The organism is Shewanella gelidimarina (genome assembly GCF_023283945.1).
Lineage (GTDB): Bacteria > Pseudomonadota > Gammaproteobacteria > Enterobacterales > Shewanellaceae > Shewanella > Shewanella gelidimarina.
Genome location: NZ_JAKIKW010000009.1, coordinates 90,274 through 110,787 on the forward strand (window position 1 = coordinate 90,274; position 20,514 = coordinate 110,787).

Sequence of the window (20,514 nt, forward strand, 5' to 3'; positions counted from 1 at the left end):
ATTGGCGCTTATGAAACGTAAGTTAATATAGAGTCAATGACTTGGCTTCTGGTTGGGATGGCAAGCTATTAGCGTTAAGGAGCCGATTATCAGAGTGAGTAAAGCAAGAATTGTGGTGACCTGTAACCTAGAACGGTACCTGATGGTGAAATGTGTCACCAGCTCATAGGAGACCGGCTGACATATCAGCTGAGTTTTTATGCTTCTTTAGCTTATGATATGAGCTTTAACGAACTCGGTATTGCCCTCGGGGCTGCCTCAAGATAGGCCAGAAATAAAAATGCCGATAAGTTTAATACCACTATGTATGGCTTTTTTGCCAGTTTTAAAATTTACACCACTTTTGGCCATATAAGGCAGGTTAAACACCAATAATATGAGATATATCCAATTCATCTTATTTTTTTACGGCTCTTTGAGGGTACTCACTACCAATTCAAACCGAGATTGGGTATAAGGTTTATTCAATGCATTTTAGCTAGATAATAATGAACTTAAGTGAGATTGCTTATCGCCGTGTGGTGGTAAAACTTGGAACGAGTGTGCTGACCTCGGGCAGCCGTAAGTTAGACAAAGCACATTTAGTCGAACTTGCGCGTCAAATGGCCAGTTTGATGAAGGCGGGTGTCGAGGTTGTACTGTGTACATCTGGTGCTATCGCCGCAGGAAGAGAACACTTAGGTTACCCCGAACTCCCCGATACCATCGCGAGTAAGCAATTATTGGCAGCCGTTGGCCAAAGTCAGTTGATCCTTGCGTGGTCTCAGCTATTCAGTATTTATGGTTTACACGTTGGCCAACTGCTGTTGACCCGCGCAGATCTGCACGACAGGGAGCGCTACCTTAATGCAAGGGACTCGTTAAATGCACTGTTAGCCCATGGCATTATTCCCATCATCAATGAAAATGATGCCGTCGCAACCGCTGAAATTAAAGTCGGTGATAACGATAATCTATCGGCCAGAGCCGCTTTGCTTTGTGATGCAGACATACTTATTTTATTGACCGACCAAAAAGGGTTGTTTGACGCAGATCCTCGCAAAGACCCCAATGCAAAGTTAATCACTCAAGTTGATACTATCGATGACAGCCTACGCATGCTTGCTGGTGGAGCGGTATCTGGCCTGGGTACGGGCGGAATGGCGACCAAGCTAGAAGCGGCAGATATTGCAAGGCGAGCAGGGGTTGAGGTGGTGATTGCGTCGGGACATCATAAAGATGTTATTCAAAAAGTGGTCTGTTCAATCCCAGTGGGTACCCATTTTACCGCCTTAGAAAACCCATTAGAAAGTCGCAAACAGTGGATCCTTGCGGGTCCAGCGACCCGTGGACAACTGATACTGGATCCCGGTGCGGTGGAAGCGGTCACTCATAAAGGCAGAAGTCTGCTTTCTAAAGGCATTGCTGACATTAAAGGGCAATTCCAACGTGGGGATACCATAGAGCTAACCGATACACACGGTAAAGTCTGCGCGAAAGGGATGAGTCGATATAGTGCTAAAGATCTAAGCCTGATAGCGGGAAAACATTCAGATAGCATCGAGTCGGTGCTCGGTTATGATTACGGTGATGCAGTGGTTCATCGCAACGATATGGTGGTGTTATGAGTAATAGTGAATTTTTAAACAGCCTAGGCCAAAAGGCAAAAACGGCAAGCTACGCGTTAGCGAGCTTAACAGGCGTACAAAAAACGGCTTTATTACGTTGTATCGCCAGTAAGTTAACCAATGCAAAGTCTGACATTATTGCGGCTAATCAAAAAGATGTCGAACAGGCTCAAGCTAATGGCTTGTCTGAAGCTATGATAGACCGGTTATTAATGGACGAGCCAAGATTACTCAATGTGATTGCCGATATTGATAATGTGATGGGGTTAACCGATCCAGTGGGGAGCGAGATTGATAGCAGAGTGCTTGATAATGGTCTGCGCTTATCTCGTCGTCGCGTACCGCTTGGGGTTATAGGCGTTATTTATGAGGCACGACCTAATGTTACCGTTGATATCGCAGTCTTAGCATTAAAAACCGGTAATGCAGTGATACTGCGGGGCGGTAAAGAAACCTTGGCGTCAAATAGAGCCCTATGTAAAGTCATTCGCAGTGCGATGGCGGATCAAGGTTTACCTGAGGATTGTGTTCAGCTTATCGATAATCCAGATAGAAGTTTGGTAACAGGCTTATTAAAGCTCGATAAATATGTCGATATGATCGTGCCTAGAGGCGGGCAGAACTTACAGCGTTTATGTGCTGAACAAGCGACTATCCCAGTTATTTTGGGCGGTATCGGGATCTGCCACCTTTTTGTTGATGCAGAGGCTAATCTCGAAAAAGCGATTTCGGTGGTAGAGAATGCCAAAGTACAGCGCCCAACCGTTTGTAATGCTTTAGATACAGTATTAGTGCATCAACAAAATGCACAAAGCTTCATCCCTGCGCTATGTAAGCACTTAGCGAGTCAAGGTGTTAGCTTTTATGGCTGTGAACAAACTCAGGCTATTATGGCGACGCACGAGCAAGAGGTTCTAGCGGCAACTGACGAAACCTTTTCAACGGAATGGTTGTCGTTAACCCTAGGAATCAAAGTGGTCAATACGCTTGATGACGCCATTGCGCATATCCGTCAATATTCGAGTGGTCACTCTGAGGGTATTTTGACTGATAATATTCATACCGCGAGCGAATTTATGAATGCGGTAGACTCTGCAGCTGTTTACGTTAATGCAAGCACCCGATTTACCGACGGTGGTGAATTCGGCCTTGGCGCTGAAGTTGCTGTAAGCACGCAAAAGTTACATGCTCGTGGGCCAATGGGGCTTGAAGCACTGACGACATATAAGTGGCTGGCCTGGGGAGATTACACCGTAAGAGGTTAATCACTCATCTGTTTTTAAGGCCGCTAATGCGGTCTTTTTATTCGTTCTAATAAATACCGCAGTATTGAGCTGCCTAGCTCTACATATGTAGTCACACCCTACTGGTAAAAAATACTATTAGTTAGTATAGAAGACCATAGCTCCATGTTCCTATTTTTCAGGGTGAACCTATACCTTTGAAAATCATATAGTTTAAAGTTGGCCTGTTGATTGCAATTCAATATTCAGTAAATGCAATATGAATCAAATCAAAAGGACTTCATTATGACGATCGTAAAGGCTACAACAATCAAAACAGGTGTTATCGCATCGCTATGCTTTATGTTGGCGATGGTCTCAACGACGGCTTTTGCGGCATCGACACGTACCCTTAGCCAGAGTTATGCCTATAACGGTCAGGTCGTTAATCTAGACATGGACATAGGTTCGGCAAAGTTTATTGCCACAGACAATAGTGAAATCAAAATTGAAGTGGTGGTTGAAAGTGCTGATACCAATTGGTTATTTTTCTGGGGCGATACCGATCTCAATAAAGTGGCTATTGAATCTACTGTCACGACAAGCAACATCAGTTTAATGCTCAGTGAACAAGGCAATATAGAGCAGCAATGGACTGTCTATTTGCCAACACAAGCGGCCTTATCATTGGACGTCGGTATTGGTAGTGTTGAAGTTACAGGTTTGTCGAATAACATTGATATCGAACTGGGTATCGGTAGCGCAAGAGTTGAGCATCAAACTTTGTTTAATACTGTAGAGCTTGACTCCGGTGTTGGGGATGTTTCAATTTCAGAATTGGGAAAGCAGTTAGCCGTAGAAGATAATGTGTTGGCCCAGTCATATTCGAGCAAAGACTTGAGCGGAGAGGCGGCATTGTCAGTTGATGTTGGAGTGGGTGAAATAGTGGTTGTTAAGCTATAGGAATAACATCTTTAGCAACTGTTCAATGATAAATAAACCGGCATAGTTACCGGTTTATTTATGTTGTTAATTTTATTGCTCTTTACAATATTACTGTGCTGGAATTCGTCTTTTGTTACGCCAATTACCCAACTTAGGGAGCACCTGCTGCAGCGCAAGAGCAGATAAAATCAAGCCTAAGCCCATATAAGTCGAACGTTCGATACTTTCATGCAGGATCCAAGCGATAAAGCCTATCGATAGCACGGGGGTGATAAACACCAGTGTGGTAATGCTAGCGGTGCGCTCCGCTTTCTTCAACGCAATAAGCCACAGCACAAAGGTCACACCCATCTCAAACAGACCAACATACATACCGGCTAACATGCCTTCTACATTCCAAGTCGGTAGCGATTGTGTCATAAGCAGTGCCGTGACAATGAATGGCAACCCAACAAGGAAGCTGAGTAATAAGCTCACCACAGGGTCACCTTTATCTTTGGTGTTAACGATCCAATAGAGAGACCACAGCAGCGTGCTGGTGAGTGCCAGTACCACTCCAGCGGTGCTTTCAAATTCAAAGCCAGTCAAATTGCCTTTAGTCGCAATGGTAAATACGCCCAAGTACGCCACTAGAGCAGCCACTAGGTCACTCTTTCTTAACTTTTGTCCCAATAAAGGCACTGACAATAAAGGCAACAAAATTGCCCAAGTGTAATTAAGCGACAATGCTTGCTGTGCAGGTAAAAGGTCATAAGCTTTAAATAACACTAAATAGTACAAGAAAGGGCTGAGCAAACCGGTTTGTAAATAAAACAGTGGCCGGCTGACAAATTGCGTTCTAACCAGTGACAACTTATTTTGTGCCACAAGGATAAATCCAAGCGCAGCAATAGAGGTGGTCACAGCAACTAGTACTAGCTGCAGCGGAGTGTAATGTGTCAGGGCAATTTTAAAAGCCGTTGCTACGGTTGACCACAGCAATATTGCACCGATGCCAAAAACGTAAGCCTGATGGGATTGTTTCAATTTTAATTACTCTACTGCTTCGAGACTACATTCATACGATCAGCTATCACATACGTTAAACTGAACGACACCTTCTTCGATTGTATGCATTATACATCGTTCTTGGGTCTGAACTAAGTGTGAGATCTAAAATATGTAATCAAATGACAAAATTTACACTTTTCCCTTGTATTCGTTTCAAACGTCCCAATATAGGTAACCAAGAGACGAAATGGACAAAATGTAAGACTTGAAAACGATTCAGTCTGACCCCATTTCTATTACCAGATAACAAATTTAGTTAAGACATATTTCGGAGGACTCCATGGGTAGAATTATTGGTATCGATTTAGGCACAACAAACTCTTGTGTTGCAGTATTAGATGGCGACAAAGCGCGCGTATTAGAGAATGCTGAAGGCGATCGTACTACACCCTCAATCATCGCATACACTGCAGATGAAACTTTAGTTGGCCAACCTGCAAAGCGTCAGGCTGTAACAAACCCAACTAACACCGTATATGCGATTAAGCGTCTTATTGGTCGTCGTTTTAAAGATGACGAAGTTCAACGTGACGTTGATATCATGCCATTCAAAATTGTTGGCGCAGATAACGGCGATGCTTGGGTTGAAGCCCAAGGCAAGAAAATGGCTCCACCACAAATCTCTGCTGAAATCTTGAAGAAGATGAAGAAGACTGCAGAAGATTTCCTAGGTGAAGAAGTCACTGAAGCGGTTATTACTGTTCCTGCATACTTTAACGATTCACAGCGTCAAGCAACTAAAGATGCTGGTCGTATTGCTGGTCTAGAAGTTAAGCGTATTATCAACGAGCCTACTGCTGCTGCACTTGCATACGGTATTGATAAGAAGCAAGGCGATAACATCGTTGCAGTATACGATCTAGGTGGTGGTACATTCGATATCTCTATCATTGAAATCGACAGCGTTGATGGCGAGCAGACTTTCGAAGTGCTTGCGACTAACGGTGACACTCACTTAGGTGGTGAAGATTTTGATAACCGTATGATTAAGTATCTTGCGGATGAGTTCAAAAAAGAACAAGGTCTTGATCTACGTAACGATCCACTAGCGATGCAGCGTCTTAAAGAAGCTGCTGAAAAAGCGAAGATTGAGCTTTCAAGCACCACTCAAACTGAAGTTAACCTACCTTACATCACAGCTGATGCAACAGGTCCTAAGCATTTAGTGGTTAAGATCACTCGTGCAAAACTTGAGTCACTTGTTGAAGACTTGATTACTCGCACACTTGAGCCACTAAAAGTTGCTCTAGCAGATGCTGACTTAAAAGTTTCTGATGTCAACGAAGTGATTCTTGTTGGTGGTCAGACTCGTATGCCTAAAGTACGTGCAGAAGTTTCTGCTTTCTTTGGTAAAGAGCTACGTCAAGATGTTAACCCTGATGAAGCCGTTGCTATTGGCGCAGCTGTTCAAGCGGGCGTACTCTCTGGCGACGTTAAAGACGTATTGCTACTAGACGTTACGCCGCTGTCTCTAGGTATTGAGACTATGGGTAGCGTAATGACTAAGCTTATCGAGAAGAACACTACTATCCCGACTAAAGCGTCACAAACGTTCTCGACTGCTGACGACAACCAAAGTGCTGTGACTATTCACGTACTTCAAGGTGAGCGTAAGCAATCAAGCGGTAACAAGTCTCTAGGTCAATTCAACCTAGAAGGTATTGAGCCAGCTCCACGTGGCATGCCACAAGTTGAAGTTGCTTTCGATATCGATGCCGATGGTATCTTGCATGTATCTGCTACAGATAAGAAGACCGGCAAAGCACAGAACATTACGATTAAAGCCTCTTCAGGTCTAAGTGATGAAGAAGTTGAAGCAATGGTTCGTGATGCTGAAGCTCATGCTGATGAAGACGCTAAGTTCGAAGAGCTAGTCACAGCGCGTAACCAAGCCGATGGCATGGTTCACTCAACGAAGAAGCAAATCGAAGAAGCTGGTGAAGCATTACCTGCTGACGAAAAAGAGAAAATTGAAGCTGCAATGGCTGCTGTTGACACTGCGACTAAAGGCAATGACAAAGAAGCGATTGAAAAAGCGACTCAAGAACTAATGGAAGCCTCTTCTAAGCTAATGGAAATTGCCCAAGCTAAAGCGCAAGCGCAGCAAGGTCAACCAGAAGGCGCAGACGAAGCTCAACAAGACGCTCACGCAGCTGATGATGTTGTTGACGCTGAGTTTGAAGAAGTGAAAGACGACAAAAAATAATGCCGGATAACTCCTAATTTATTCTAGCGGGCGTTATGAGGAAACTCTAACGCCCGTTCGTGTAACTCCAGCAAAGAAAGCATGAGATTATGTCAAAGCGAGATTTTTACGAAGTATTAGGTGTCGGACGTGACGCCAGCGAACGCGAAGTGAAAAAAGCTTATAAGCGTTTAGCAATGAAGTTTCACCCAGATCGCAACCCAGGTGATAAAGAAGCAGAAGCTAACTTTAAAGAAGTTAAAGAAGCTTACGAAATCCTTACCGACAGCGATAAGAAAGCCGCCTATGATCAGTTTGGTCATGCTGGTGTTGATCCTAATCGTGGTGGTGGCGGTCAAGGCGGTGCTGATTTTGGCGACGTGTTTGGCGATGTATTTGGTGATATCTTCGGTGGTGGCCGTCGTGGCGGCGGGCAACGTCAAGCTGCACGCGGTAGTGATCTACGTTACAACCTTGAACTGTCTTTAGAAGAAGCAGTTAAAGGTTTAAGCAAAGAACTGCGCATTCCAACATTGGTCGCGTGTGAACCTTGTAGTGGTAGTGGCGCTAAGAAAGGCTCATCACCCACCACTTGTGGTACCTGTCATGGCCAAGGCCAAGTGCAGATGCGTCAAGGGTTCTTTGCTGTTCAGCAAGCCTGTCCAACGTGTCATGGTCGCGGTAAGATCATTAAAGACCCTTGTAATAAGTGTCATGGTGAAGGTCGTGTTGAGAAGAGCAAAACCTTGGCTGTTAAGATCCCTGCAGGGGTTGATACCGGCGATCGTATTCGTTTAACTGGCGAAGGCGAAGCGGGCGAGTTTGGTGCACCTGCTGGTGACCTATATGTTCAGGTCAGTGTACGTGAACATGCTATTTTCCAGCGCGATGGGAATAACCTTTATTGCGAAGTGCCAATTTCATTTAGCAAGGCGGCGTTGGGCGGCGAGATTGAAGTACCGACATTAGACGGTAAAGTTAATCTTAAAATCCCAACCGAAACGCAAACTGGCCGTATGTTCCGTATGCGCGGTAAAGGCGTGAAGTCTGTACGCAGTCATGCTGTTGGTGACTTGTTATGCAAGGTTGTAATGGAAACTCCGGTTAACCTGAATGAACGTCAGAAAGAGTTACTTCGAGAATTCGAAGATACACTCACTGGCGAATCAAAAAAACATAGCCCAAAAGCTGACGGTTTTTTTGACGGTGTTAAAAAGTTTTTCCAAGACTTGAATAGCTAATAAAAGTCATCGACTGGCTGATTTAGAACGACTAAAGCCTCGCATAGCGAGGCTTTTTTTTACCCAAAATAATGGACTGAATCTGCTATGAAAGGATTACTAATAATGGTGAGTACAGCGTTGTTTGTATCAGGCTGCGTGACTCATCAATCGCCGACAGGTAGAGATCAAACACTATTGTTTTCCACTCAAGAGATGTCACAGTTGGGAGACGCCTCTTTTACTGAGCTTAAAAAGAAGGAAAAGGTCAGTCGTAACGTTGCACTCAACCAACTTGTAAATTGTGTGGCGGCTCGAATTACACGGGCACAACCAGATCAAGGTCAGCGTTGGGAGGTTATTGTGTTCGATTCTAAACAAGTGAATGCCTTTGCACTGCCTGGCCGGCATATTGGTGTTTACACTGGCTTGCTCAACGTTGCGATCAATGAAGATCAATTGGCGACGGTTATTATACCAATTGCATTAAGTATTTGACCAATTCAGAGCGCCTCAGACTTTTCAATTCAAGGCACATTGGTGAAGAAATGGTTATTCCCTTTTAAGCTAATGCAAAGCAGAAGTGGAAAGTCTGAGTCGCTCACGTAGTGCGGCCGACGTTTAAATCAAATGGCAAAGCCCTTTAAGCTTCGTTGTGGGCTTTGGATATAGAATAACTATTAGCTTCAATCCCCCATCTTGCCTACAGGGCTTTGAATTCCGCTGAATGGTCAAACTTTTAATGCAATTGGTATTAGCCATGAAGTTGCGCATGTTCTGGCTAACCATAGCAATGAGCAAGTATCGCGCGCGAAAATGACTGGAGTGGGAATGCAGTTTGCGGATCTTGCTCTAGGTGTTGGTGGTGTTTCAAATCAAGAGGGGTATATGGCCGCCTTAGATTTAGGCATTCAAGTGGGGTATATGTTGCCTTATGGTCGAGAGCAAGAGACCGAAGCCGATATTATGGGTGTACAATTGATGGCATCTGCAGGGTTTAATCCTGCCGAAAGTGTAGCACTGTGGCGTAATATGGCTAAAGCGGGTGGTGAACAAGGTCCTGAATTGCTATCGACCCACCCATCATATGGCCAGCGCATTGAATCATTACAGGAAATGCAGGCTAAAGCTCAACATCTTTATGAGGCTAATCGTGTTAGTGTGAAAGATACTTGTCAAAGGCCAAAATAGCTGCGCTTTTTAGGGCTATATCACAGAAAATATGCTAAGGTTTCGCGCGAAAATTCATTGAATCATTGAGAGAATAATCATTATGTCTGATAAGTTCAGTACAATTGAAGAGCAAGCAAGTTACGGTGTTGGTCGTCAACTAGGTGAGCAACTCGCTGCTAACTCATTTGAGGGTATCGATATTTCAGCTGCTCAATTGGGTCTATCTGACGCTTTTGAAGGTAAAGAAAGTATTGTTGATATGCAAGATATGCAAGTCGCATTTACTGAAATCAGCCAACGCATCCAGAAAGTGCAAGAAGCTGCCGCTGCCGCTGCATCAGAAGAGGGTGATAAGTACCTAGCTGATAACGCTGCACGTGACGGTATATTGACCACTGAATCTGGCCTACAGTATGAAGTTATTGCTGAAGGTAATGGCGACAAGCCTGATTATGATTCAACAGTACGTGTTCATTATCACGGTACTTTCATCTCTGGTAATATATTTGATAGTTCAGTTGCTCGTGGCGAGCCTGCTGAATTTCCAGTGTCTGGCGTTATCGCTGGTTGGACTGAAGCATTACAACTAATGCCTGTCGGTTCTAAGTGGAAGTTGTTCGTGCCGCATCATCTAGCATACGGTGAGCGTGGAGCGGGTGCTTCAATCCCACCGTATTCAGCTTTGGTATTTGAAGTTGAATTGTTAGACATTATCTAAGTTAGCCAATAAGCCTAAGTTAATACTTAGGCTTTTTTTTGACATTTGTAAGGAGTGACCGAGATGACTGAAAAAGTAAGAGTGGCTATTACCGGCGGCAGTGGTCGTATGGGACGTACTCTTATTGAAGCGGCTAAACAGAATGATCTCATTTTGTTAGGTGCTGCGATTGAGCGTGCGGGTTCTACGTTGATGGGTGTTGACGCGGGAGAACTTGCAGGTGTGGGCGCAATGAATGTTGCGATTACCGACTCGCTAGATAAGGCCGTTGATGATTTTGATGTGCTCATCGACTTTACTTCGCCTGAAGCTAGTGTCATCCATGCTGGTTGGTGTGCTAACAATGGCAAAGCTATTGTTATCGGCACAACCGGATTCAATCATGCTCAAAAAGAGCAAATTTCAGCATACTCTAAACAAGTGCCAATTGTGATGGCGCCTAATATGGCTGTCGGCGTAAACCTCATGTGGAAGCTGCTTGAAGTGGCTGCCGAAGTGATGGGTCATTATAGTGATATCGAAATTATCGAAGGCCACCACCGTTATAAGAAAGACGCCCCTTCAGGGACGGCACTCAAAATGGGTGAAGTCATCGCTGAAGCATTAGGCCGTGATCTTGATAAATGTGCCGTCTACGGCAGAGAAGGGATCACTGGTGAGCGCGATAGAGAAACCATTGGTTTTTCGACCATACGTGCTGGCGATATCGTTGGTGAACATACTGCAATGTTTGCCGATATCGGTGAGCGACTCGAAATAACCCATAAAGCATCGAGTCGGATGACCTTTGCGAATGGAGCGATGCGAGCTGCATCCTGGTTGGTCGTTCAGGGCGAAGGGCTCTATGATATGCAGCAAGTCCTTGGCTTAAAACAATAAATATTAAAAACCGCTATTAGCGGTTTTTTTTTGCGCGAACAGTTATTTTTGTTAAAAGCACAGTTCCGCTATAGACGAGTACCCATTTTCCATATAAAATCGGCGGAATTTGTCAAAATTTCGTATTTTATCGAAAGTTGGTATTTTAAAAAAACACAAAAAACATTGTATTTCAATGATTTGGCTCTTTCCGGAGGTCGCGTTGACAAAGTCTGCCTTACTCGTACTTGAAGATGGAACCGTTTTTTCTGGCACTGCAATTGGTGCTGAAGGGATGTCTGTTGGTGAAGTGGTATTTAACACTTCAATGACTGGTTACCAAGAAATTTTGACTGATCCATCGTATTCACGTCAAATCGTAACCTTAACTTACCCACATATCGGTAATACTGGCACCAATGATGAAGACACTGAGTCCTCATCTGTTCATGCTTGTGGTCTAATTATTCGAGATTTGCCACTTACCGCAAGTAATTTTCGAAATCAGCAATCTTTAAGTGACTACTTAAAGGCCAACAACGTCGTTGGTATTGCGGATATTGATACCCGTAAATTAACTCGTATACTACGAGAAAAAGGCGCCCAAGCAGGATGTATTCTTGTGGGTGACTTAGATGAAGCCAAGGCGGTAGCAGCTGCTAAAGCGTTCCCTGGTTTAAAAGGCATGGATTTAGCCAAAGAAGTTACCACCACTGAAGCCTATCAATGGCGCAGCGGTAGCTGGCGTCTTGTGGGCGGTTTACCGTCTGACAAGACTGAAGCAGAGCTTAAGTATAAAGTCGTTGCTTATGATTACGGTGTTAAGCGTAACATTTTGCGCATGTTAGTCGACCGTGGCTGTGACGTGACTGTTGTTCCGGCACAAACACCTGCATCGACAGTGTTAGCGATGAACCCAGATGGGATTTTCCTATCAAATGGTCCTGGTGACCCAGAACCTTGTGACTATGCAATTACGGCGATTCAAGAGATTTTAAAGACGGAAATTCCTGTCTTTGGTATCTGTTTAGGTCACCAGTTATTAGCATTAGCCTCAGGCGCTAAAACCTTGAAAATGAAATTTGGTCATCACGGTGCAAACCACCCAGTGAGCAATATCGAGCAAGGCAATGTAATGATCACCAGTCAAAACCACGGTTTTGCTGCAGATGAAACAACCCTGCCAGCCAATATTAAAGTGACTCACAAGTCACTGTTTGATGGTTCTTTGCAAGGTATTCACCTTACTGATAAGCCAGCGTTTAGCTTCCAAGGTCACCCTGAAGCGAGCCCTGGACCACATGATGCCGCGCCACTGTTTAATCATTTCATAGACTTGATTGAACTCTATCGCCAGAACGCCAAGTAGTAACCTCATCCGGGAGAAGATTTAAGCAATGCCAAAACGTACCGATATAAAGAGTATTCTTATCCTAGGGGCTGGACCAATTGTTATTGGTCAAGCCTGTGAGTTTGACTACTCAGGCGCTCAAGCCTGTAAAGCCCTACGCGAAGAGGGTTACCGAGTTATTCTTGTTAACTCTAACCCTGCAACGATTATGACTGACCCAGAGATGGCCGATGCAACTTATATCGAGCCTATTCACTGGGAAGTAGTACGCAACATTATTGCTAAAGAGCGCCCAGATGCGATCTTACCAACAATGGGTGGCCAGACTGCACTTAACTGTGCACTCGAGCTTGAAAGCCGTGGCGTACTAAAAGAGTTCAATGTCGATATGATTGGCGCCACAGCCGATGCAATCGATAAAGCGGAAGACCGCAGCCGTTTTGATAAGGCGATGAAGTCGATTGGACTTGAATGTCCTCGTGCTGGTATCGCTCATAATATGGATGAAGCTCGCGCTGTATTAGCAGAAGTCGGCTATCCATGTATTATTCGCCCATCATTCACTATGGGCGGCAGCGGTGGCGGCATCGCGTACAACAAAGAAGAATTTGAAGATATCTGTTCTCAAGGTCTGGATCTTTCTCCGACCAGCGAACTGCTTATCGATGAGTCTTTGATTGGTTGGAAAGAGTACGAGATGGAAGTGGTACGTGATCGCAAAGATAATTGCATCATTGTCTGTGCCATTGAAAACTTCGACCCTATGGGCGTGCACACGGGTGACTCGATTACCGTAGCACCTGCGCAAACGCTAACCGACAAAGAATATCAGTTGATGCGTAATGCATCGCTTGCAGTTTTGCGTGAGATTGGTGTTGAAACCGGTGGTTCAAACGTACAGTTTGGTATCAACCCAGTTGATGGCCGTATGGTTATCATCGAGATGAACCCGCGTGTGTCTCGCTCATCTGCATTGGCGTCTAAAGCAACGGGTTTCCCTATCGCTAAGATCGCCGCTAAGTTAGCCGTCGGTTACACTCTGGATGAATTAAGCAACGACATTACCGGTGGCGCGACGCCAGCGTCATTTGAACCTGCTATCGATTACGTTGTCACTAAAATACCTCGCTTTAATTTTGAAAAGTTTGCCGGTGCTAATGACCGTCTAACGACGCAGATGAAGTCTGTTGGTGAAGTGATGGCCATTGGCCGTACATTCCAAGAATCGCTGCAAAAGGCTTTACGTGGTCTTGAAGTCGGCAAAAATGGTCTATGTCCTGAAGTTGATTTAGCGGACAGCGAAGCGCTTTCTCGTATTCGTCATGAGCTAAAAGAACCTGGTGCAGAGCGTATTTGGTATATTGCCGATGCATTCCGTTTAGGTTTGTCGGTTGAGGATATCTTTGGTTTAACCAATGTTGACCCTTGGTTCCTAGTGCAAATTGAAGACTTACTTAAGTCTGAAACACAAGTTGCCGAAGCGGGCTTTGCGGGTTTAGACAAAGATACTTTACGTAAGCTTAAGCGCAAAGGTTTTGCCGATTCGCGCTTAGCAGCGCTTGCCGGTGTTAGCGAGACTGAAGTGCGTAAATTACGTACTCGTTTTGAAATTCATCCGGTTTACAAGCGTGTTGATACTTGCGCCGCTGAGTTTGCAACCGATACCGCATACATGTACTCAACTTATGAAGAAGAGTGCGAAGCTAACCCATCAAATCGTGAAAAAATCATGATATTGGGCGGCGGACCTAACCGAATTGGTCAAGGTATTGAATTTGATTACTGTTGTGTACACGCGGCGTTAGCGTTACGTGAAGACGGTTACGAGACCATCATGGTTAACTGTAACCCTGAAACGGTATCTACCGATTACGACACCTCAGATCGTCTGTATTTTGAGTCGATTACTTTTGAAGATGTACTTGAAATCGTGCGTATCGAGAAGCCAAAAGGCGTTATCGTGCAGTACGGTGGCCAAACACCGCTTAAGTTAGCCCGTGATCTTGAAGCCGCTGGCGTACCCATTATTGGTACAAGTCCAGATGCCATTGACCGTGCTGAAGACCGCGAACGTTTCCAGCAAGCGATTGTGCGTTTAAACATGAAGCAACCTGAAAATGATACGGTTACAACTGTTGAAGGCGCTGTTATCTCTGGCGAGCGTATCGGTTATCCATTAGTGGTTCGTCCATCGTATGTACTCGGTGGCCGCGCAATGGAAATCGTCTACGACGAACAAGATCTACGCCGTTATTTCAATGAAGCGGTGAGTGTTTCAAATGCATCACCAGTATTGCTAGACAGATTCCTTGATAATGCGATTGAAGTCGATATCGATGCAATTTGTGACGGTGAAACTGTGGTTATCGGTTCTATCATGGAACATATCGAGCAAGCGGGCGTTCACTCTGGTGACTCTGGTTGTTCTTTACCTCCTTATAGCTTGAGCCAAGATATTCAAGATCGTATGCGTGTGCAAGTGGGTAAGTTGGCCATGGAGCTTGGCGTTATCGGTTTGATGAACGTACAGTTTGCCATCAAAGATGACGAAATCTACATGATTGAAGTTAATCCTCGTGCAGCGCGTACCGTTCCTTTTGTATCGAAAGCGACAGGTGTACCGTTAGCCAAGATTGCGGCACGTGTTATGGCGGGTCAAAGCCTTAAGTCACAGAATGTGACTGAGGAAGTGATCCCACCGTTTTTCTCTGTAAAAGAAGTGGTATTGCCGTTTAACAAGTTCCCTGGCGTTGATCCATTGCTCGGCCCTGAAATGCGCTCAACAGGTGAAGTGATGGGCGTTGGCGACACGTTTGCTGAAGCCTATGCTAAAGCGCAGCTTGGTGCGACGTGTGAAGTGCCTAAATCAGGCCGTGCATTATTATCTGTTCGTAACAGTGATAAGGCCCGTGTTGCCGATTTAGCCGCTAAGTTGATTGAACTGGGTTATGAAATTGATGCGACTCACGGTACTGCAGTTATTTTAGGCGAAGCGGGTATTAACCCACGCCTAGTGAACAAGGTACACGAAGGTCGTCCGCATATTCTTGACCGTATTAAGAATGGCGAATATACCTACATTGTCAATACCACTGAAGGTCGTAAGGCGATTGAAGATTCACGTCAACTTCGCCGCGGTGCACTGCGCTATAAAGTGAATTACACCACGACATTGAATGCTGCATTTGCAACGTGTATGGCGCATGCTGCCGATTCCCGTTCAAATGTGACGTCAGTGCAAGAGCTACATAAACGTATTGCTAAGTAAATTTAAGTGATGCAAAAAAGGCCGCATTTTTTGCGGCCTTTTTTATGATTTATTTTCAGGATGATGCCCAAACGATAGATATGGATATAAACCCCGGTACAACTTCTATGTTACTAGCGCTCAGCGCAGGCGAATAAAGCTGAGGTAGAAGTAAAGGTGCAAATTAGGTGAACGGACTCTCGATTAATAAAGATTTATCTGACTTTGCTAGTAAGTATTGCCAAGGTTGAGTAAGCTCTATAAATTCTGCAGGTGCAACTTTTGCCCTCAGCGTTTACAATAGCGCAATTCCACAGATTATTGCCACGTTGACAAATTGACCCGTCAGCGAGGACTGCTTTTGTTTTAAAGGAGACGAAAGAAGCTTATGAGTAAGGTTCCAATGACAGTCGTCGGTGCTGAACGACTACGTAAAGAATTAGAGATTTTGAAATTTGACCGTCGTCCGAAAATTGCACAAGCAATCGGTGAAGCGCGTGAGCTAGGCGATTTGAAAGAAAACGCTGAATACCACGCTGCTCGAGAAGAGCAAGGGCTATGTGAAGCTCGAGTTCGTGATATCGAAGGTAAACTGTCTCATGCACAAGTTATTGATGTGACGGACATGCCTAATACCGGTCGAGTTATTTTCGGTACTACAGTGACGATCTTAAACGTCGATACTGATGAAGAAGTGACCTATCGCATCGTGGGTGAAGATGAAGCTAATGTGAAAGAGAATTTACTTTCAGTGAGCTCACCTATCGCACGTGGTTTGGTTGGTAAGAGTGTTGATGATGAAATCTCGATCACTACACCCGGTGGTACCAACGACTTTGAAATTATTAAAGTCCAATATATCTAACTGAATTGTTCAGATATTAAAGAAAACCGCTGTTTAGCGGTTTTTTTATGAGATTTTTATTGTGATGCTATTAAAAGTTTGTATAAGCTGAGCGCTACGCTTAGTATATAAATCTTAATAGATATACCTGAATATAGGCAAAAATTAGTGCAGTTATTTTGGCGGTTTGGATTCATCTTACTATTCATCGGGGGATTATTTCTCACTCCTATGTCTGCGAGTGCATCTGTGCCAAAGCAAAATAATGACATCAGCTTTGTTACTTTAGATCTTACTCAATCTGAAGTGCAGCTTGGGTCTTCTAGTTACAATTCGATCGCTCTAGATAGCCAGCAGCTGCATAATCTATCCAGCAATATGCTTTTAAGGTTACAAGATAAGCAAGCCAAGCAGACTGAAGGCGATAGCTCTGAATATGCCCCACTGGTGTCGCAGCGTTTTATTAATTTTTCGCAACACGATCCGCTACGAAATCGTCCAAGCTTTCTGTTAGCTTTTGAGTTTTTATCCCCCCCCATTCCTTCTTTAACTGTTGGTTATCGAATAGATGTCAGCCCTGCTGTGGATTGGTTGTTGCATATTGAAAGCGCTTCTCATCGACTTTCTGCATGGAAAGAATCTAATTTACTCTACCGTTTTTCTCACTCCCACTCCCTTAGCTAAGTATCGATAAGCCCGTTGGCTTAACTATCGAGAACGGTTGCTAGCAGTCATTCCAAAGTCAAATTCACACTTAACCGTGTGTGCTTGAATATCGCTCCATTGTGAATTGATGTAAGCGAACACTGGTGAAACTGTATTTGTCCTTTGCGGCTTAATTGTCATCAATATCTGTTTTAGACGTTTGAAATTGACGCTTTATGTCGATTAGATATCAGCGTCTGATTTTTATATTGGAACTTGATGCCAAGCAAGCTTGGACAAAATCACTCTCTCGATAGCTAGGGGCTGTTGATCTTTCGAGCTTAGTTTTTGTTCGAATTCAATGATTTTAGTACAAGGCTTGAGCGATGATGCTTAGCTGGCTAAGCGAAAAGCTCGTAACGCAGTCATAAAATTATTGAAACGAACCCTAAAGGCCGCGCTTCTTGGCTATTTTTACGGTGTTGTAGGCTATTTGTGGAGAATAACTAAACGACATAGCCTCCGCCTTGTCAAAATAGCCAATAAACTGCGGCAAAAACAACCGTGAAAGATCAACAGCCCCTAACAAAACAATATTGCATTTTCCAGTACCTACTGGGATAACAGCAAATATTTATCGCGTTACTAGTGAATATAAAGAGCAAGACAATATGAGAGAAAATAAAAAAACGACGATTTTAAATCATTACAGTGCATGGAAGTATGTGCTGTTATTAGTCACCATTATCATTATGTTATTCAGTGCACTGCCTACTTTTTATGGTGAAGATGCCGCCGTGCAAATCGGTGCGAAGGCTGGTCTAAAAGTTGACTCTTTAGCGCTACACCATTTGCTCGAGTCCCAGGGCGTTAACGTCAAACGTATTGACCAAGCTAAGGGGGAAACACTGATCGTACTCGATGATAACTCGCAGCAAGCCCAGCTTAAAACGATGCTCTCCGAGCAAGTTGCTGATCCTTCAGAGTTGACTCTAACACTGGCACCAGATGCACCCAATTGGCTGCTATCTCTAGGTTTTTCACCCATTAAACTTGGCTTAGATCTTAGAGGTGGAGTGCAGTTCTTACTTGATGTAGAAATTGAACCGGTTTACAAACTGCATTACGACGCTCTTGTCGAATCCGTAAGGCAATTTATTCGTGAGCAGTCTCTTTATGGCGCCAAGGTTCAGCAACGCTCGAGTGGAAAGGTAAACATCTCAGTCTCAGATCCAAACCAAAGGCAGGCGCTAAGACAATTCGTTAAGCAGCAGTATCCGAATTGGCGGGTAACGAATGCGGGTGATAGCGCGCTTAATGTGGATTTATTAGCGAGTGAAAAAATTAATATTCGCGATTTGATCGTAAAACAAAACCTGCAAATTATGCGCAGTCGTATTGAGCAGCTCGGAATAACCGAAGCTGTTGTGCAGCGTCAAGGCGAGCACCGCATAAGAATTGAGCTGCCAGGCGTGCAAGATCCCGCGGCTGCTAAATCGGTCATTGGCGCAACGGCGAGCCTAGCATTTTATCAGGTTATGCAACCGGGTTCTGTGAATGCCAAAGTGTTAATTGATGAGCTGAAAGCACCAGTCTATGTGGCAAGGAAGCCCGTTTTAGGTGGCGAGCATATCATTGATGCTAGGGCTTCTTTAGGTGAAATGGGCTTGCCGGAAGTCGTTATTCACCTCGATCGTGACGGTGGAAAAATCATGTCGAACTTCTCTCGTGACAATATCGGCAAACCGATGGCGACCTCATACAGTGAATATAGCCGAGATAATAAAGGCCAGATAAGGCAAACCACAGAAGTGATTAGTGTCGCCACGGTTCAGTCTCAGCTTAGTGACCGTTTTAGCATTACGGGTGCAGGTGACTATGCCAGTGCACAGCAGCTGGCTTTATTACTTCGAGCAGGGTCTATGACTGCGCCAGTGACTATCGTAGAGGAGCGCACTATTGGCCCGAGCTTAGGCGAAGAAAACATTACTAATGGCTTTTCGGCACTTGCTCTAGGGATGGCGTTTACCCTGTTATTCATGGGGCTTTGGTATCGCCGACTCGGTTGGATAGCAAACATTGCGTTAGTTGCAAACATGGTTTTGCTATTTGGTCTTTTGGCTTTGATCCCTGGGGCAGTGTTGACCTTACCCGGTATTGCGGGACTGGTATTAACGGTTGGTATGGCGGTTGATACCAATGTACTTATTTTTGAAAGGATTAAAGATAAGTTAAAAGAGGGAAAGAGCTTTGCGCATGCGATTGATAGAGGTTTTGACAGCGCTTTGTCCACCATTATAGATGCCAATTTTACCACGATGATCACCGCGATAGTGTTGTATTCAATCGGTAATGGCCCTATTCAAGGGTTTGCTTTGACCTTAGGGCTGGGGCTATTAACGAGTATGTTCACCGGTATTTTTGCTTCAAGAGCATTAGTTAATTGGGTTTATGGACGCGATTTTAGCCGCGATGTGAAGGTGTAATATGAATTTTAAAAAATTAAGTAAGTTAACTAGAGCGCGCTACTTATCTAGTCTAATGTCTTTAATGATAATGTTCTGCTCTGTCGGCATTATTTTTGTTAATGGTTTTAATTGGGGTTTAGACTTCACCGGTGGTGTGGTTACCGAGGTGAAGCTTGATAGCAATATCAAGGCCGCTCAGATAAGTGAGCTACTAGCGCTACACTCAGATCAAGATGTGAGTGTTATTTCGGCGGGTGAAGCTGGACGTTGGGTGCTGAGATATAGCCAAGTTAACGCTGAATCGAGTACGAGTATCACCGATGTTTTGGCTCCATTGACCCATAATCTCGAAGTGCTTAATTCGAGTATCGTTGGGCCGCAAATAGGCCAAGAGTTAGCAGAGCAGGGAGGCTTAGCACTTTTAGTTGCTATGTTATGTATCCTCGGCTACCTAAGTTTTCGCTTTGAATGGCGTCTTGCCAGTGGTGCACTATTGGCACTATTTCATGATGTGGCTTTTGTCTTGGCATTCTTTGCGTTAACTCAGATGGAGTTTAACCTTACTGTACTCGCAGCAGTGTTAGCTATTTTGGGGTATTCGCTAAATGACTCTATCATTATCGCAGACCGGATCAGGGAGCTATTAACCTCTAAGCCTAAAATGGCGATTGAAGCGGTATGCAGTCGGGCGGTGCAGGCGACATTCTCTCGCACCATGGTGACGAGTGGTACCACTTTAATCACTGTTTCTGCATTGTGGATAATGGGCGGTGGCCCTTTAGAGAGTTTTTCGATAGCAATGTTTCTCGGCATTCTGATTGGTACCTTCTCGTCAATTTCTATCGGGACCTGCTTGCCTGAGCTGCTGAAGGTTAACTCTGAGCATTATAAAGTAGAGCCTATATGTGACGCTCCATAATTAAAGGCACAAAAAAAAGCCGCTGAATAATCAGCGGCTTTTTTTATTTATCTTGCAAACT

The 20,514-nt window shown here is 44.4% G+C and carries 15 protein-coding genes and 1 pseudogene; 15 read left to right on the forward strand and 1 reads right to left on the reverse strand.

Annotation, left to right across the window (positions count from 1 at the left end; translation table 11 throughout):
- Nucleotides 1-488 precede the first annotated feature (488 nt).
- The 3 genes from proB (at nucleotide 489) to L2729_RS09915 (ending at nucleotide 3,793) form a co-directional block, all read left to right on the forward strand.
- Entirely contained in the window at nucleotides 489-1,607 is a 1,119-nt protein-coding gene (gene proB, locus L2729_RS09905; RefSeq protein ID WP_248988114.1) for a glutamate 5-kinase, read from the forward strand.
- Nucleotides 1,604-2,872 carry a glutamate-5-semialdehyde dehydrogenase gene (locus L2729_RS09910; RefSeq protein ID WP_248988115.1) on the forward strand — a complete coding sequence of 423 codons (1,269 nt, stop codon included), beginning with the start codon at nucleotides 1,604-1,606 and terminating at the stop codon, nucleotides 2,870-2,872. The genes proB and L2729_RS09910 overlap by 4 nt, the downstream gene beginning before the upstream one ends.
- A gap of 264 nt (nucleotides 2,873-3,136) precedes the next feature.
- Nucleotides 3,137-3,793, forward strand: coding sequence for a hypothetical protein (locus L2729_RS09915; RefSeq protein WP_248988116.1), 657 nt, complete (start codon nucleotides 3,137-3,139; stop codon nucleotides 3,791-3,793).
- Nucleotides 3,794-3,883: 90 nt separating this feature from the next.
- Here the strand turns inward: L2729_RS09915 and L2729_RS09920 are convergent, their stop codons facing one another.
- Nucleotides 3,884-4,801 (reverse strand): DMT family transporter, encoded by a 918-nt coding sequence (locus L2729_RS09920; protein ID WP_248988117.1) that lies wholly within the window; start codon nucleotides 4,799-4,801, stop codon nucleotides 3,884-3,886.
- Between the two features lie 304 nt (nucleotides 4,802-5,105).
- On the opposite strand from L2729_RS09920, the gene dnaK reads away from it, so the two are divergent.
- The 12 genes and pseudogenes from dnaK (at nucleotide 5,106) to secF (ending at nucleotide 20,453) form a co-directional block, all read left to right on the forward strand.
- Nucleotides 5,106-7,031 (forward strand): molecular chaperone DnaK, encoded by a 1,926-nt coding sequence (gene dnaK, locus L2729_RS09925; RefSeq protein WP_248988118.1) that lies wholly within the window; start codon nucleotides 5,106-5,108, stop codon nucleotides 7,029-7,031.
- A gap of 89 nt (nucleotides 7,032-7,120) precedes the next feature.
- Nucleotides 7,121-8,251, forward strand: coding sequence for a molecular chaperone DnaJ (dnaJ, locus tag L2729_RS09930; RefSeq protein WP_248988119.1), 1,131 nt, complete (start codon nucleotides 7,121-7,123; stop codon nucleotides 8,249-8,251).
- Between the two features lie 87 nt (nucleotides 8,252-8,338).
- Nucleotides 8,339-8,728, forward strand: coding sequence for a M48 family metalloprotease (locus L2729_RS09935; protein ID WP_428848235.1), 390 nt, complete (start codon nucleotides 8,339-8,341; stop codon nucleotides 8,726-8,728).
- Between the two features lie 246 nt (nucleotides 8,729-8,974).
- Nucleotides 8,975-9,421, forward strand: a pseudogene (locus tag L2729_RS09940) (M48 family metallopeptidase); the annotation flags it as partial.
- An 82-nt stretch (nucleotides 9,422-9,503) separates the two neighbouring features.
- Complete coding sequence (gene bamJ / locus L2729_RS09945) at nucleotides 9,504-10,121, forward strand: BamJ family beta-barrel-assembly machinery protein (RefSeq protein WP_248988120.1); 618 nt, start codon at nucleotides 9,504-9,506, stop codon at nucleotides 10,119-10,121.
- Nucleotides 10,122-10,184: 63 nt separating this feature from the next.
- Nucleotides 10,185-11,000 (forward strand): 4-hydroxy-tetrahydrodipicolinate reductase, encoded by an 816-nt coding sequence (gene dapB, locus L2729_RS09950; protein WP_248988121.1) that lies wholly within the window; start codon nucleotides 10,185-10,187, stop codon nucleotides 10,998-11,000.
- Nucleotides 11,001-11,175: 175 nt separating this feature from the next.
- On the forward strand, nucleotides 11,176-12,348 hold the full coding sequence (gene carA, locus L2729_RS09955; RefSeq protein WP_248988122.1) for a glutamine-hydrolyzing carbamoyl-phosphate synthase small subunit: 1,173 nt from the start codon (nucleotides 11,176-11,178) through the stop codon (nucleotides 12,346-12,348).
- A 28-nt stretch (nucleotides 12,349-12,376) separates the two neighbouring features.
- Nucleotides 12,377-15,598 carry a carbamoyl-phosphate synthase large subunit gene (gene carB / locus L2729_RS09960; RefSeq protein ID WP_248988123.1) on the forward strand — a complete coding sequence of 1,074 codons (3,222 nt, stop codon included), beginning with the start codon at nucleotides 12,377-12,379 and terminating at the stop codon, nucleotides 15,596-15,598.
- Between the two features lie 367 nt (nucleotides 15,599-15,965).
- Entirely contained in the window at nucleotides 15,966-16,442 is a 477-nt protein-coding gene (gene greA / locus L2729_RS09965) for a transcription elongation factor GreA (protein ID WP_101089987.1), read from the forward strand.
- A gap of 147 nt (nucleotides 16,443-16,589) precedes the next feature.
- Complete coding sequence (locus tag L2729_RS09970) at nucleotides 16,590-17,105, forward strand: hypothetical protein (RefSeq protein WP_248988124.1); 516 nt, start codon at nucleotides 16,590-16,592, stop codon at nucleotides 17,103-17,105.
- 632 nt (nucleotides 17,106-17,737) lie between these two features.
- Complete coding sequence (secD, locus tag L2729_RS09975; RefSeq protein ID WP_248988125.1) at nucleotides 17,738-19,552, forward strand: protein translocase subunit SecD; 1,815 nt, start codon at nucleotides 17,738-17,740, stop codon at nucleotides 19,550-19,552.
- Nucleotide 19,553: 1 nt separating this feature from the next.
- A complete protein-coding gene (secF, locus tag L2729_RS09980) occupies nucleotides 19,554-20,453 on the forward strand; it encodes a protein translocase subunit SecF (RefSeq protein ID WP_248988126.1) in 900 nt (299 codons plus the stop codon).
- The last annotated feature ends 61 nt before the right edge of the window (nucleotides 20,454-20,514 follow it).

Excerpts from the sequence above, each read along its gene's own strand:
- proB (WP_248988114.1), top strand. The coding sequence starts at position 489 with ATGAACTTAAGTGAGATTGCTTATCGCCGTGTGGTGGTAAAACTTGGA.
- L2729_RS09910 (WP_248988115.1), top strand. The coding sequence starts at position 1,604 with ATGAGTAATAGTGAATTTTTAAACAGCCTAGGCCAAAAGGCAAAAACG.
- L2729_RS09915 (WP_248988116.1), top strand. The coding sequence starts at position 3,137 with ATGACGATCGTAAAGGCTACAACAATCAAAACAGGTGTTATCGCATCG.
- dnaK (WP_248988118.1), top strand. The coding sequence starts at position 5,106 with ATGGGTAGAATTATTGGTATCGATTTAGGCACAACAAACTCTTGTGTT.
- dnaJ (WP_248988119.1), top strand. The coding sequence starts at position 7,121 with ATGTCAAAGCGAGATTTTTACGAAGTATTAGGTGTCGGACGTGACGCC.
- L2729_RS09935 (WP_428848235.1), top strand. The coding sequence starts at position 8,339 with ATGAAAGGATTACTAATAATGGTGAGTACAGCGTTGTTTGTATCAGGC.
- bamJ (WP_248988120.1), top strand. The coding sequence starts at position 9,504 with ATGTCTGATAAGTTCAGTACAATTGAAGAGCAAGCAAGTTACGGTGTT.
- dapB (WP_248988121.1), top strand. The coding sequence starts at position 10,185 with ATGACTGAAAAAGTAAGAGTGGCTATTACCGGCGGCAGTGGTCGTATG.
- carA (WP_248988122.1), top strand. The coding sequence starts at position 11,176 with ATGATTTGGCTCTTTCCGGAGGTCGCGTTGACAAAGTCTGCCTTACTC.
- carB (WP_248988123.1), top strand. The coding sequence starts at position 12,377 with ATGCCAAAACGTACCGATATAAAGAGTATTCTTATCCTAGGGGCTGGA.
- greA (WP_101089987.1), top strand. The coding sequence starts at position 15,966 with ATGAGTAAGGTTCCAATGACAGTCGTCGGTGCTGAACGACTACGTAAA.
- secD (WP_248988125.1), top strand. The coding sequence starts at position 17,738 with ATGAGAGAAAATAAAAAAACGACGATTTTAAATCATTACAGTGCATGG.
- secF (WP_248988126.1), top strand. The coding sequence starts at position 19,554 with ATGAATTTTAAAAAATTAAGTAAGTTAACTAGAGCGCGCTACTTATCT.